This window comes from Sphaerisporangium sp. NBC_01403 (assembly GCF_045040145.1).
In the GTDB taxonomy this organism is placed as follows: domain Bacteria; phylum Actinomycetota; class Actinomycetes; order Streptosporangiales; family Streptosporangiaceae; genus Sphaerisporangium; species Sphaerisporangium viridialbum.
In genome coordinates this window covers 921,104-934,276 of record NZ_CP109534.1, presented here as the reverse complement: position 1 = coordinate 934,276, position 13,173 = coordinate 921,104, and the positions used below count along the sequence as shown (strand labels likewise).

Below are 13,173 nucleotides of genomic sequence, written 5' to 3'. Positions count from 1 at the left end.
AGCGCCCCCAGGGAGAAAGGGCCCACTTCCGACCGGCACGACTCCAATGCCCCAGCGGGTCGCGGCCTGTTCAGGGTCTGCGGGCTATGACCACCTCGGTGACGATCTCCTCCTCCCAGACGCCGCTCGGATGCGCCTCCGCCAGCGCCTGGCCGAGCGCCTCGACGAACTCCGGCAGCCGGTCGCCGAGACGGGCGGGCGTGGAGTAGGAGTACGAGAGCTGGAGCCCGATCACGGCCTCGGCGTCGCGGCGTGCCGTACGGCGGAACGAGGCGAACGACAGGCGGCGGAAGGTGGAATCGGCCAGCAACTCCGGATGGTGGCGTCCGGACTTCTGGTAGGAGTCCGTGCTGGCTCGCCACTCCACGCCGAAGCTCTGCCGCACGGCCTGCGCCACGGGCTCCCAGGGCGGATCGACCGGATCGCGGCCCGGCCCGACGAGCACGACGGCCCCTTCGGGCGGAAGCATGGTGTCCAGGTCGGCGAGCACCCGCGCCCGGTCCATCCAGTGAAACGACCGCCCCATGACGGTGTGGTCGACGCGGCCGAGCGGCAGGGACGTCAGGCGGCTGGAATCGCCCTTCACCCACCTGACGTTGGCGGGCGAGTGGCGTGCCCCCTCGGCCAGCATGTCGTCGCTCGGATCGACGGCCACGATCGTGCCGGCGAACCGGGACAGGGGGATCGCGAGCGTGCCGGGACCGGAGCCGAGGTCGAGCACCCGGGACCGCTTGCCAAGGGCCAGCTCGCGCGCGATGTGACCGATCACCTCGTCGCCGTACCCGTGGCGGTATCTGCTGTAGTGCGCGGCGGCACCGTCGAACAACAGTCCAGGTTCCACGCCGCCAAGCCTACGACCAGGCCCTCATCACCCACGCCCGTACCTGTCCAGTGCCCGCCCAAGGTGCGCCGGGGCTGCTTGGTGCCTGGCCGGGGAGGCTATATGCGCGTATAGGTGGCACCATGGCTGCGTCCGATGAACGCGAAGGAAAGGTCATGTCCCGGTGAGGCGATTCCTTACGGTCCTCGTGGTGGCCTGCGCGGCGCTGGCCGTGGCCGTCGCGCCCGCCCAGGCGCACAACGTGCTGACGGGCAGCGATCCGAAGGACGGCGCCAGGCTCGCCTCGGTGCCCGGCCGGGTGACGCTGACCTTCGACCAGCCGGTCAGGGCCGACTTCGCCCAGGTGGCGCTGACCGGCCCGGACGGCGCGGTCTCCAAGGCCCAGGTGGAGGTCGTGGACAACGAGGTGACGGCCACGCTTCCTGCCACGGCCGCGACCGGGGACTACGTCGTCGGCTACCAGATCGTCTCCAACGACGGCCACCCCGTCAGCGGGAAGGTCGGCTTCACCGTCGCGGGCGGCGCCGCGCCGGCCCCCGCACCCGTCCCCGCGCCTGCCGCGAAGGACCTGTCCACCTCGGCGGTTCCCCCGGCGAGCGGCGGAGGCTGGGTCTGGGGGCTGCTGGTCGTCGCGCTCCTGCTCTCCGGCCTCGGCATCCTCGTTGTCGCCCGCCAGGGCCGCCAGGCGAAGGGACAGGGCGCGTGAGCGCCAAGGGCGACATCCGCGGCACAGACAGGGTGGCACCTCCCACCGAGCCGTCCACCGCCGAGCCGTCCGCCGAACCTCCCATCCGGCCGTCCGCCGGCTCGTTCGTGGCGGGTGGGGTGGTGCGGTGGCCGGTGGTCTGGGGAGGTGCGGGGGCGGCGCTTCTGGCTGTGGTGGTGGCCAGTTGGTGGACCTCCCCGGAGGCCGTCCCGGGGATCGCGGTTCCCGGGCCGGTCGTCGAGTACGGCCTGCCGGTCGTCCGCCTGATCCTCGACCTGTGCGCCCTCGCGGTCGTCGGGCTCAGCCTGCTGCCCAGGTTCCTCGGCTTCGACGACCCAGAGCGTACCGAGCCGATCCTCAGCAGGGCCCGGAACTGGGCGGTGCTCGCGGCGTTCGGGTGGGCCGTCGCGGCGCTGGTGGCCATGGTGCTCAGCGCCGCGGAGGTCACCCCCGGCCGGATGCCCGACCCCGCCGGGTACGTCAGCGTGATCGGCTCGGGCCAGGGACTGGTGATCAGCGCCGCGTGCGCCCTCATCTACACGTGCTTCGGGCTGCTCGCCGTGCGTTTCGGGGAGAAGGTGCCCGCGGAGCTGCGCGTCGTCGTCGCCGTGTTCGGCCTGCTGCCGCTGCCGGTCAGCGGCCACGCCTCGAACTGGTACTGGCACGACCTCAGCATGGTCTCGATGGAGCTGCACGTCGTCGGGGCGTCGGCGTGGACCGGCGGCCTCGTGGCGCTGGCCGTGCTCCTGACGAGGGACCGCGACCTGCTGGCCCGCGCCCTTCCGAGGTTCTCGCGGCTGGCCACCCTCGCGCTGGTCGTGGTGGCGCTCTCGGGGCTGTTCAACGGGCTGGTCGAGCTGGGGCTGTCACCGACGACGCGGCTGCCCTGGTCGCTGTTCACCACCCACTACGGGCAGCTCGTGGTCGCCAAGATCATCCTGGTGTGCGCGGCCGCGGCGCTCGGGGCCCACATCCGCTGGCGGCTGCTTCCGGGCATCGCACAGCGGCGGGCCACGGCGTTCGCCGCCTGGGCGGCGCTCGAAGTCGGCGTGATGGCCGTGGCGTACGGTGTCGCCGTCGCCCTGACCCGCGCCCCGGTCGCCTGACCGGGGCGCGAGGGAGTCGGCTACGGGGTGGCGGGGGCGCTCATCGGGAGGGGGCCTGAAGTCTTGGACTCGCCCGAGCGCCTGCGGCCGTACCACTCGACGCCGAACCACGCCGCGCCGAGCACGACGGCCGCGACCGGCCACGAGGCGAGCATGAAGGGCGGGGCCTCCAGCAGGCGGTCCTGCACGGCGAGGCCGCCGTAGATCGCCGCCGTGACCAGCACGGCACCCAGCGCCGCCCGGGCGACCGGAAGCCGGATCATGAACGCCAGGTCCACGCCTAAGGCGGCGGCGACCAGGAAGAACGGCACGGCCGACGGCGGGAAATGGAAGACGACGAGCAGCGGCCAGATGGCGGCGCGGAAGCCGACGTACACGGCGGCCACCGCCGTGGCGGTCCACCTGCGGCCGACGAGCCTGCGCGCCAGGACGAGCACGAGCACCGCCGCGATGCCGAACCAAAGGGGATACACCCAGTCGGGGACGGGCAGCGAGAACTTCTCGACCATGCCACGGTCCATCGGGCGGCCCATCTGCTTGGCGGCGAACTCCAGCAGGCTCGGCTCGGCGTACACGTGCTCGGGCCCGCGATCCCAGGACGCCAGCTCAAGCACGCCGTACTCCTGGTGCTCGCTCGGGAAGAGCGTGTTCTCCAGGAAGAAGACGAAGAACGCCCCGAGGAGGATCGGGCGCAGCCTGCCCTCGGGGGCGTAGAGGTACCACCCGCGGATGACTCCGGCGATCATGAACGCCGTGCCGATGTAGAGCAGCATGTGGGAGGGGCTCCACGAGGTGATGTCGACGCCGTTCACCCTGTGGTTGATCAGGTCGATCGGCACCGCGATCAGGAACGCCCCGGTGCCCCACTGGATCAGCCGCTGCGCCGTGCGGTCCACTCCGTAGCCGGTGTAGCTGTGCACGATCATCAGGGCGACCACGATGGCCGTGCCCGCGCTGTTGAGCAGGTGCGGAGGCGCGAGGTCGTCGCGCAGCCACTTGAAGTGCCAGGAGACGTCCCAGGAGGCACCGAAGACCTTCAGCACGAACGCCGCGATCCAACTGAGATAGAGGAAGCGGAAGAGGTCCGGCGGGGTCTCCCTGCCCGCCTCTCCCCTGGTCCAATAGGGGAGGGCCCACTCGACCCAGCGAGTGGCCTTGTCCTTGATAGCCGCGCCTGCCTTCACGCGATGAATGATGCCGGTCCTCGACATGCTCCGCAATCGGGGACTTCCCCGAGATAACCCGCATTCACCTCGGGCGAGGCGTCTCAGCGATCTCTCAGCGGCGATCAGTAGGCTCTCGGCATGAAGCTTGCGGGGAGGCGGCCGGCGGCGTTGATCGTTGCGACGCTACTGGTGCTCGGCGCGGCGGTGTGGGCCCTGTGGCCCTCGCCCCCGCCGGTGAAGGGGTTCGACCAGCGGATCCCGGTCGTCGACGGCCCGCGTGACGACCAGCGCGTGACGCTGGACACCACGTTCTTCCCCCCGGCCGGGGGCGGGAAGGCCCCCGCGGTGCTCCTCGCCCACGGGTTCGGCGGCAGCAAGCAGAGCGTGCGCGAGGAGGCCGTACGGCTGGCGCAGGCGGGATACGCCGTGCTGACCTGGTCGGCGCGCGGCTTCGGCGCCTCCACGGGGCAGATCGCGCTGAACTCCCCGGACTACGAGGTCAAGGACGTCAAGCAGCTGATCGACTGGGTCGCCCGGCGCCCGGAGGTGCAGCTCGACTCCGCGGGCGACCCCCGCCTCGGCATGGCCGGAGGCTCGTACGGCGGGGCGATCACCCTGATGGCCGCCGCCTACGACGCCCGCATCGACGCGATCGTCCCGCAGATCACCTGGTACGACCTGGCGGACGCGCTCTTCCCCGACGCCACGGGCGAGGGTCCCGGGAAGGGCGTGTTCAAGCGCATGTGGGCCGGGCTGTTCTTCAGCAGGGCCGTCGACTCCCCCCTCGCGCCGGGGGCCGGGGGCCTCGGCGGCCTCACCGGCGCCCCGGGAGGCACAGGCTCGCGGGACGGCACGGGCACGCCCGCCGATGGACGGCCCGCGACCGGCTCGCCCGATCCCGCCGAGCAGGCGCGGGAGGTGCAGTGCGGGCGGTTCCTGCCGGAGATCTGCCAGATGTACCAGCAGGTCGCGGAGACCGGCCGCGCCACCCCCGGCGCCGTCGAGACTCTCCGCAGGTCGAGCCCGGTCTCGGTGCCCGGGAAGATCCGCGTGCCGTCCCTGCTGATCCAGGGCAAGCACGACTCGCTGTTCCCGCTCGGCCACGCCGACGCCAACGCCAGGGCCATCGCCGCCACCGGCGCCCCCGTGGAGGTCGCCTGGTTCGATGGAGGCCACGACGGCGGCGACGCCGAGCCCGACTGGGTGGCCGACCGCACGATCGGCTGGTTCGGCCACTGGCTCAAGAAGGACGGCACGCCCCTCGGGGACGCCTTCACCGTCACCCGCGACGGCGGGCGCGACCCGGGCACGCGCCGCCCCGTCCTGGTCCACGCCGGCACCGGGCGCTATCCCGGGCTGTCCGGCACCGCGCAGTCGCCGGTCCAGATCGCGGGCCCCGACCAGCAGGTGGCCAGCCCGCCGGGCGGCTCCCCCGCCTCGATCTCCACGGTGCCGGGCGTGGGCGGGCTGCTGGGCAACCTCGGCGGGGCCGGTCTCTCGATCGACATGCCGGGGCAGAGCGCCGTCTTCGAGTCCGCGCCGCTCACCGCGCCCCTGGAGGTGACCGGCGCCCCCGTGGTGAAGGTCCGGGTGCACGGCGAGGGCGAGGTCACCCTGTTCGCCAAGCTCTACGACGTCGGCGGGCAGCGTCCCGCGCTGCCGCAGGGCCTGGTCGCCCCGCTGCGGGTCACCGCCACCCAGGCCGGCACACCCGTGTCGGTCACGCTTCCGGCGATCGACTACCGGTTCGACGTGGGGCACCGGCTGCGGGTCGTGCTGAGCACCACCGACATGGGGTACGCCTCTCCCTCGGCTCCTGCGGTGCACCGCGTCGGGCTGGCCTCGCAGACCCTGACCGTGCCGACGGACGCGTCGCTGACCGCCGTCGCCGCCGGCCTCGCCTGGTGGGTCTGGGCGCTCCCGCTCGCCGCGCTCGCCCTGGCCGCCGTCCTGCTGCTTCTCGGGCGCGGCCGGCGGGCCGGTGAGCCCGACCCCGAGCTGGCCGGGGTGCCGCTGCAGATCACCGGCCTGGCCAAGAAGTACCGCAACGGCGAGCTCGCCGTGGACGACCTGTCGTTCCGCGTCGAGCAGGGCCAGGTCCTCGGCCTGCTCGGGCCGAACGGCGCGGGCAAGACGACGACGATGCGCATGCTTATGGGCCTGATCCATCCCGACGCGGGCGAGATCCGCATCTTCGGGCACCGGGTGACGCCGGGCGCGCCGGTCCTGTCGCGGCTCGGGTCGTTCGTGGAGGGCCCGGGGTTCCTGCCCCACCTGACCGGCAGGGAGAACCTCGACCTGTACTGGCGGGCGACCGGCCGTCCGGGGGACGACGCCCACATGGACGAGGCGCTGGAGATCGCCGCCCTCGGCTCCGCCCTCGACCGGGCGGTGCGCACCTACTCCCAGGGCATGCGCCAGCGCCTCGCCATCGCCCAGGCCATGCTCGGCCTGCCCGACCTGCTCGTCCTGGACGAGCCCACCAACGGCCTCGACCCGCCGCAGATCGCCGAGATGCGCAAGGTACTGATCCGCTACGCCGCGACCGGCCGCACGGTGATCGTGTCGAGCCACATGCTGGCCGAGGTGGAGCAGACCTGCGACCACGTGGTCGTGATGCACCGGGGCCGCCTGGTGACGGCGGGCCCGGTCAGCGCCCTGCTCGGCGGCGCGGTTCCGTCCAACGGCTCGAAGGGGCGTCTCGAAGACGTCTTCCTGGACCTGATCGGGGACAGAGCATGACCTCCGTACAGACGAACGCGCCCAGCGGGGCGAGCACCGCGTACGCGCCGGGGCGCACGCTGCCGTTGCGGGTGGAGGTCGTCAGGCAGTTCAAGCGGCGCCGCACGCTGGTGATGTTCGGCCTGCTGCTGGCGCTGCCGTGGATCCTCGTGGTGGCGTTCTCCCTGGGCCCCGCGCCCACACAGCAGAACTCCCTCAGGCTCTCCGACCTCGCCACGCAGGGCGGCCTCAACTTCGCCGCGTTCACGCTCTCGGTGTCGGCCACGCTGCTGCTGGTGGTCGCCGTGGCGCTGTTCTGCGGGGACACCGTGGCGAGCGAGGCGAGCTGGTCGTCGCTCCGCTACCTGCTGGCCGCCCCGGTGCCTCGCGACCGGCTGCTGCGGCAGAAGCTGACCGTCTCCCTCGGGTACTCGGCGGCGGCGGTGGTCGCGCTGCCGATCATGGCGCTGCTGGCGGGCACCGTCGCCTTCGGCTGGAACGACATCCGCCTGCCAGGCACCGGTGAGACGATCGCGGCCACCACGGTGCTGCCCCGGTTCGGCATCGTCATCGGGTACGCCCTGGTGAACCAGCTCGTGGTCGCGGCGCTGGCGTTCCTGCTCTCGGTGAGCACCGACTCGCCGCTGGGGGCGGTCGGCGGGGCGGTGGGGCTCGTCATCGTGAGCAACATCCTCCAGGCGGTGGAGGCGCTGGGGGTGGTGCGCGAGTTCCTGCCGACCTTCTGGAGCACGGCCTGGCTGGATGCCCTGGTGCCCCAGCTCGACTGGAGCGGCATGATCAAGGGGGCGTCCCTGTCGGTGACCTACGCCGTGGTCCTCGCGGCGCTGGCCTTCCGCCGCTTCCGCCGCAAGGACGTCGTCTCCTGACCACTCCCGCCGCACGGACGTCCGTCACTCAGCGACCCAGCGCCTCTTAACAACCCAACGCCTCTCAGCGACCCGCCGACCAGCTAGCCCGACAAATCCCCCAAAAGCCCTAAAAGAGCATTTATCGCTTAATACCCGGCAAGCCCAGACGGGTGGGCAGGACGCCCCTCCGCCCGCGAACGGGAACGCCGGGTATTCGTACCCCTGGGGCGGGTGCGCAAGGTGACTTTCGGGAGACGAATGTCCGTTTCCGCAAACATGTTCGGCGATATTCTGGAATGATCCTCTCGGTAATCCTGTCGGACATCGAGAATGACGGACAGAGACTGATGCCCCCCTTCGATCAGATAACGACTTTCACCTCCGAACACCGGGTTGAAACGGCCATCATCTGCGTGTCCGCCCTGGTGCTGCTTGTCCTTGCGTACTTCGCCCTTCGCGCCGCCTACTGTGCGGCGGCCCAGGCCTTCCGCCGGTTCGCCGCGAACCGCCCGGCGGAGGACATCCTCACCATCGTCGCGGCCAGCATCGCCACCGGGGTGTCGGCGCAGGGCATGTGGCGCTTCTCCGGCGACGTGCTCGGCTTCGACGGGCCGCTGAGGTTTCTGCTCTTCGCCTTCATCGAAGTCGCCGTGATCACCAGCGCCGTGCGGGCCCGCCGCAACATGCGGGAGAACTACTCCGCCGGCATCGACGGCATGGCCGTGTGGGCGCTCACGAGCCTGTCCGCGGTGCTGTCCAGCCTGGACGCCCGCAGCCTCGCCGAGGCGATCTTCCGACTCGCCGCCCCGCTGGTCGCCGCGTGGCTGTGGGAGCGTGGCATGGCGATCGAGCGCCACCGCATCACCGGGCGTTCCCGCATCAAGTGGCGGCTGACGCCCGAGCGCGCCATGGTCCGGCTCGGGCTCGCCGAGGTGAGCGACCGCACCGCCAGCGAGGTGGACGCCCACCGCAGGCTCACCCGCGTGGCCCTGGCCGCCAAGCGCGCCCGCGCGCTCCGCGAGGCGGGCGCCTCCGACCGCAAGATGCGCGCGGCGCTCGGCAGGCTCGACCGCATGATGGACCAGGCCGTCGAGCACACCGGGCTCGCGGTCGACAGCGACCGCCAGGAGGCGCTGCTGTCGCAGATCGGCGCGCTGTACAACACCAGCGCCCTGATCGACCTGCGCCCGCCGGTGCCGTGGGGTCCCGAGCCCGAGGAGCCGCCGAGGCCGCACGCGCTGCCCGTGGCCTCCTCCCCCGTCGCGGCCTACATCGCCGACGACGACGAGGACGCCGAGATGGTCGACCCGGCCCCGGCCGTGGTGGACACCGCGCAGCGGGCGGCCCTGATGCGCGCGGCCCGCGCGTACTGGGACAAGCAGATCGACCGCAAGTTCGTCCCGCGCGCCGCCGACATCGCCAGGGAGACCGGCATCTCGCTGGTCACCGCCCGCGAGTACCGCGCGCTGTGGAAGCTCGAACCCCGGGCCCACGCGCTGATCGAGATCGCGTACAACGAGCACGGCATCGTCGACACCGGCACGTTCCCGGCGATCGTGGTGCCGGACGGGCCCGAGGGGGCCGAGCGACCGGAGCGGGTGCTCACGGTGAACGGCTCCACTCCCTCGGCGGGCATGGCCGGCGCCTGACCGCCGGGGCCCAAGGTGGAAGGTGCGGCCCGGAGGCGGATGTCCGTCTCCGGGCCGAAACGCCGCTCCCCCTCACCTCAGTCCCAGTGCGGGGGGCGCTCCTCCAGCAGCCAGGACACGTCGTCGTCGGACGGGGAGCGCCACTCGCCCCAGCCCGTGTCGGTGTCGTCGCTCGTCTGGTCGGGCAGAACCGGCAGCCCCTCGTCGGAGAGGTCCACCGGACGCAGGTCATCCGGCTCTCGCACAGTCACGGCACAATGCTACGTGGCCGCCGGGGCGGCCGATCATTCCACGCACCAAGATCTCCCCTGTTACCCCTCAAAAGTGATGTCAGGTGTGGTCCCCGGAGCAGTCACCCCAGGAGCCCACATCTCAGGCGTACATCGGCGGCACAGGGACAGGTAACGCCCCGCACAGGTACGATGCGGAGGCAGGTAGCACGCCGGAACGACCCCCGTGAGGCGGCCCATGGCAACGCCGGCAGGATGGCGCAGAGAGGGAAATCTCCCCGCGGAGCTCACCAGCTTCGTCGGTAGAGACCGGCTGCTCGCGACCATCAGGCAGCGCCTCCACGGCTCCCGCCTGGTCACCGTGACGGGCATCGGCGGGGTCGGCAAGTCCCGCACCGCCCTGCGCGTCGCCCACCAGGTCGGCTCGCAGTTCCCCGACGGCGTCTGGTACGTCGACCTGTCCCGGCTGCAAGATCCCACCATGGTCCAGCACGCCGTCAGCGCGGCGCTCGGCATCGCCGACCAGTCGGCGAGGCCCGAGGCCGAGGCCCTCACAGAGTGGCTGGGCCGGCGCGACGCCCTCCTTGTGATCGACTCGTGCGAGCACCTGCGCGGGGCGTGCGCCGAGCTCGTCGACCAGCTCCTGCGCAGCGCCGAGCGCGTGCGGGTGCTGGCGACCAGCAGGCAGTCCCTCGGCGTGCAGGGCGAGCAGTCGATCCCCATCGCGCCCCTGCAGGTGCCGGGCGACGACGACGTGGAGAGCCCGTTCGTCAACGAGTCCGTCCAGCTCTTCGCCGAGCGCGCGTCCGCCGTCGTCCCCTCCTTCTCGGTGGACGAGGACAACATCACGGCGGTCTCCGAGCTGTGCCGGCGGCTCGACGGCATCCCGCTGGCGATCGAGCTCGCCTCCGTCCGCCTGCGGGCGCTGTCGGTGGAGCAGATCCTGGCGCTGCTGACCGACCGCTTCAGCCTGCTCGCGGGCGCGAGCCGCACGGCGTTGCCCCGCCACCAGACCCTGCGCGCGGCCATCGGGTGGAGCCACGAGCTCTGCGAGCCCGCCGAGCGGCTGCTGTGGGCCCGCCTGTCGATCTTCTCGGGCGACTTCGAGCTGGAGGCCGCCCGCTATGTCTGCGCCAGCGAGAACCTCCCCGCCGAGAACGTCATGGAGCTCATCACCGGCCTGGTGGAGAAGTCCATCCTGCTGAGCGGCAACGAGCGCGCCGGCGTGCGCTACCGGCTCATCGACACCCTGCGCGGCTACGGCAAGGAGTGGCTGGACAAGCTGGAGGAGACCGAGTGGGTCCGGCGCCGCCACCGCGACTACTACCTCCAGCTCGCCGAGCGGGGTGAGCACGCCTGGTCGGGGCCGCGGCAGGTCTACTGGTTCGGCCGCATGCGCCAGGAGCACGACAACATCCGCGCGGCGCTCGACTACTGCCTCCACGACCCCCGCGAGGCGCGCACGGGCCTCGAGCTGCTGTCCTCGCTGTGGTTCATGTGGGTCGCCTGCGGATTCGCCCGCGAAGGCCGCCTCTACCTGGAGCGGGCCCTGCACAACTGCCCCCAGCCGAGCAAGGAGCGCTGCAAGGCGCTGTGGGTGCTCGCGTACGTCCGCAGCGCCCAGGGCGACACCGAGGGCGCGCTGGACGCGGCCGAGAAGTGCGCCACCGACGCGGTCCGCGTGGGCGACTCGATCGCGGTGATCCTGGCGACCAAGATGCAGGGCACCGCCGCCTTCCTCCAGGGCGACCTGCACAAGGCGACGGCCCTGCTCGGCGTGGCGATCGAGTTCCACCGCAGCGGGCGCGAGCTGAACCCTGGGCTGCTGCCCGCGATCGTCGAGCTCGCGGTCGTGCTCACCCAGCAGGACGAGCTGACCGAGGCCGAGTCGCTGCTCCGCGACTGCCGCCAGCTGTGCGCCGAGCGCGGGGAGCTCTGGCTGCGCTCCTACGCCGTCTGGGCGACGTCCGACATCGAGCGCATGACCGGCCGCACCGACGACGCCGTGCTGAGCGCGCAGGAGTCCCTGCGGATCAAGCGTCACTTCCACGACGTGCTGGGCGCCGTGCTGGCGATGGAGACGCTGTCCCAGCTCGCCGTCGACAAGGGCGACCCCGCGCGGGCGGCGCGCATCCTCGGCGCGGCGCAGGCCAACTGGCAGCTCTTCGGGCTGCCGCAGTTCGGCTCGCCGTTCTTCAGCACCGAGCACGAGCAGTGCGTCAAGGAGTGCAAGCGCGTTCTGGGGGAGGATTCCTACCTCGACGTCTACCAGCAGGGCTCCAAGATGAGCTTCGAGGAGGCCGTCAGCTACGCCATGGGCGAGATCGACCCGAGCGACGCGCCCGTCGCCTAGCCGGGCGGCCCCTGGCCGGGGCCGGTCCGGCCAGGTGACCGGGGGGCGCCGGGTCAGCCGCCCTGGTGGCGCATGACACGCTGCGCCGACGCGCCCTGCCAGGCTCTGGTGTACCTGCTGCTCGTCAGCGAGTAGGCGATGCTGCCGCTGATCCAGTGCTCCAGGCCCCTGATGTACGCCGCCACGGCCTCGGAGTTGAGCCCTTCGAGCGCCGAGCGCAGGTCCACCATCCGCTGGACCGCGTCGTCGCGCATCCTGCCGATCTGGTTCATCGCGTGCTGGATCGACCGGTGCCGATGCCTGGCCAGCACGCTGACGAGGTTGTTGCCGGAGTTCACCCCCGTGCGCTCCTTGGGATACGAGAGGAGGTCGTTGTCCCACACCACCACGTCGTTGGCGCTCTCGGTGATCGCCCGTACGTCCGGGTGGCGCCACTCGCCGGGGGTCAGCGGACGCCCGGTGGCGACGTCGATCAGCGCGAAGACCGTCAGCATGGCTCCGGTCCTGCGCCGCATGAAGATGTAGTCACCATAGGTCGGGACCACGGCGTCCTCGCGGTTGGCCGCCTCCCACACCTGGGCGAACAGGTAGTCCTTGGTGACCGACCGCCAGCGGTCGAGCTGGTCGGCGTCCGCCGCCGCACTGACGCGGGCCTTGATGTCGAGCATCGCGCGCGCGAACGGGTTCTCCACGTACGCGGCGTCCGCGGGGTCGAGGTCGTCGAGCACGGCGAGCAGCTGCGGCAGCGCGCGGGCGATCTCGGCGGCCCGGCGGTCGGACTCGCAGAACGCGTCGTCGAAGGCGAACAGCCACACGCACCAGTCGGTGACCAGCCGGAGCATGTCGTTGCCCGCGTAGGGGTAGGTGCGGGCGCCCAGCCTGCCGTAGCAGGCCTCGCGGTAGCGGTCCAGCTCCGCCGGGTCGTCGATCATGTGGCTGGCGACCAGCCAGGAGAAGGTCTCCTCGTTGACCTGGTCGGCGTACGGGCTGATAAGGCTGGGGAACGGACACGACAAAGGAGGAAGAAGAAGCCTGGACGGCGCTAAATCAGCCATCTCCACATCATGGCAACAAAACCTCCGTATAACTACAACGCAACATCCCCGATTGCGGGTGCTATTTAAGTTTGTGCTCGAACCATTTCAGGAATTCGGCGTGTCCGAACATCTGGGCGGTGTCGACCGCGGAGGGCGTGCCCGCGGCGGGGTCGGCCCCGGCGTCGAGCAGTGCCCGCACCACCTCGGGCTCCTTCTTGAAGACCGCGCCCGCGAGCGGGGTCTGCCCGCGGTCGTTGACGCGCCCGGGATCGGCCCCCCGCGACGCCAGCGCCCGCACCGTCTCGGCGTGGCCGTGGTAGGCGGCCAGCATCAGCAGCGTGTCACCCTTGTCGTTGGTGAGGTTCGACGGCACCCCCGCGTCGACATAGGCGCACAGCTGCTCGGTGCGCCCCGCCCTGGCCAGCTGGAACAGCCGGGTGGCGAGCTCCTCGACCTCCGCGTCTTCCCGCACGCCCTCCATTGTGCACCGCCTGG

11 protein-coding genes are annotated in these 13,173 nt (G+C 71.6%); 6 read left to right on the top strand and 5 right to left on the bottom strand.

All coding sequences use genetic code 11. The annotated features are described in order from the left end of the window. Window positions 1-70 precede the first annotated feature (70 nt). The gene (locus OG589_RS03980; protein ID WP_405146255.1) at window positions 71-841 is read right to left on the bottom strand and encodes a class I SAM-dependent methyltransferase; all 771 of its coding nucleotides are present in this window, start codon (window positions 839-841) and stop codon (window positions 71-73) included. Window positions 842-1,004: 163 nt separating this feature from the next. On the opposite strand from OG589_RS03980, the gene OG589_RS03975 reads away from it, so the two are divergent. Both OG589_RS03975 and OG589_RS03970 read left to right on the top strand, forming a co-directional pair. Next, the gene (locus tag OG589_RS03975; protein WP_405146254.1) at window positions 1,005-1,547 is read left to right on the top strand and encodes a copper resistance CopC family protein; all 543 of its coding nucleotides are present in this window, start codon (window positions 1,005-1,007) and stop codon (window positions 1,545-1,547) included. Further along, complete coding sequence (locus OG589_RS03970) at window positions 1,544-2,653, top strand: copper resistance D family protein (protein WP_405146252.1); 1,110 nt, start codon at window positions 1,544-1,546, stop codon at window positions 2,651-2,653. The genes OG589_RS03975 and OG589_RS03970 overlap by 4 nt, the downstream gene beginning before the upstream one ends. Before the next feature lie 20 nt (window positions 2,654-2,673). Here OG589_RS03970 and OG589_RS03965 read toward each other — a convergent pair whose 3' ends face one another. Next, window positions 2,674-3,837, bottom strand: coding sequence for a hypothetical protein (locus tag OG589_RS03965; RefSeq protein ID WP_405146250.1), 1,164 nt, complete (start codon window positions 3,835-3,837; stop codon window positions 2,674-2,676). Between the two features lie 120 nt (window positions 3,838-3,957). On the opposite strand from OG589_RS03965, the gene OG589_RS03960 reads away from it, so the two are divergent. The 3 genes from OG589_RS03960 (at window position 3,958) to OG589_RS03950 (ending at window position 9,058) form a co-directional block, all read left to right on the top strand. Continuing rightward, window positions 3,958-6,561, top strand: a complete 2,604-nt coding sequence (locus OG589_RS03960) for an alpha/beta fold hydrolase (protein ID WP_405146248.1) — start codon at window positions 3,958-3,960, stop codon at window positions 6,559-6,561. After that, entirely contained in the window at window positions 6,558-7,427 is an 870-nt protein-coding gene (locus tag OG589_RS03955; RefSeq protein ID WP_405146246.1) for an ABC transporter permease, read from the top strand. Before OG589_RS03960 ends, OG589_RS03955 begins: the two co-directional genes overlap by 4 nt. Before the next feature lie 395 nt (window positions 7,428-7,822). Beyond that, on the top strand, window positions 7,823-9,058 hold the full coding sequence (locus OG589_RS03950) for a hypothetical protein (RefSeq protein WP_405146244.1): 1,236 nt from the start codon (window positions 7,823-7,825) through the stop codon (window positions 9,056-9,058). 77 nt (window positions 9,059-9,135) lie between these two features. Here OG589_RS03950 and OG589_RS03945 read toward each other — a convergent pair whose 3' ends face one another. Next, window positions 9,136-9,309: a hypothetical protein gene (locus OG589_RS03945; protein WP_405146242.1), complete on the bottom strand. Its 174-nt coding sequence runs from the start codon at window positions 9,307-9,309 to the stop codon at window positions 9,136-9,138. A gap of 217 nt (window positions 9,310-9,526) precedes the next feature. On the opposite strand from OG589_RS03945, the gene OG589_RS03940 reads away from it, so the two are divergent. Next, entirely contained in the window at window positions 9,527-11,641 is a 2,115-nt protein-coding gene (locus OG589_RS03940) for an ATP-binding protein (RefSeq protein WP_405146240.1), read from the top strand. A gap of 53 nt (window positions 11,642-11,694) precedes the next feature. Here OG589_RS03940 and OG589_RS03935 read toward each other — a convergent pair whose 3' ends face one another. Further along, a complete protein-coding gene (locus OG589_RS03935) occupies window positions 11,695-12,657 on the bottom strand; it encodes a 4-epi-cubebol synthase (protein WP_405146238.1) in 963 nt (320 codons plus the stop codon). 100 nt (window positions 12,658-12,757) lie between these two features. Next, complete coding sequence (locus tag OG589_RS03930; RefSeq protein WP_405146236.1) at window positions 12,758-13,159, bottom strand: ankyrin repeat domain-containing protein; 402 nt, start codon at window positions 13,157-13,159, stop codon at window positions 12,758-12,760. Between the last annotated feature and the right edge of the window lie 14 nt (window positions 13,160-13,173).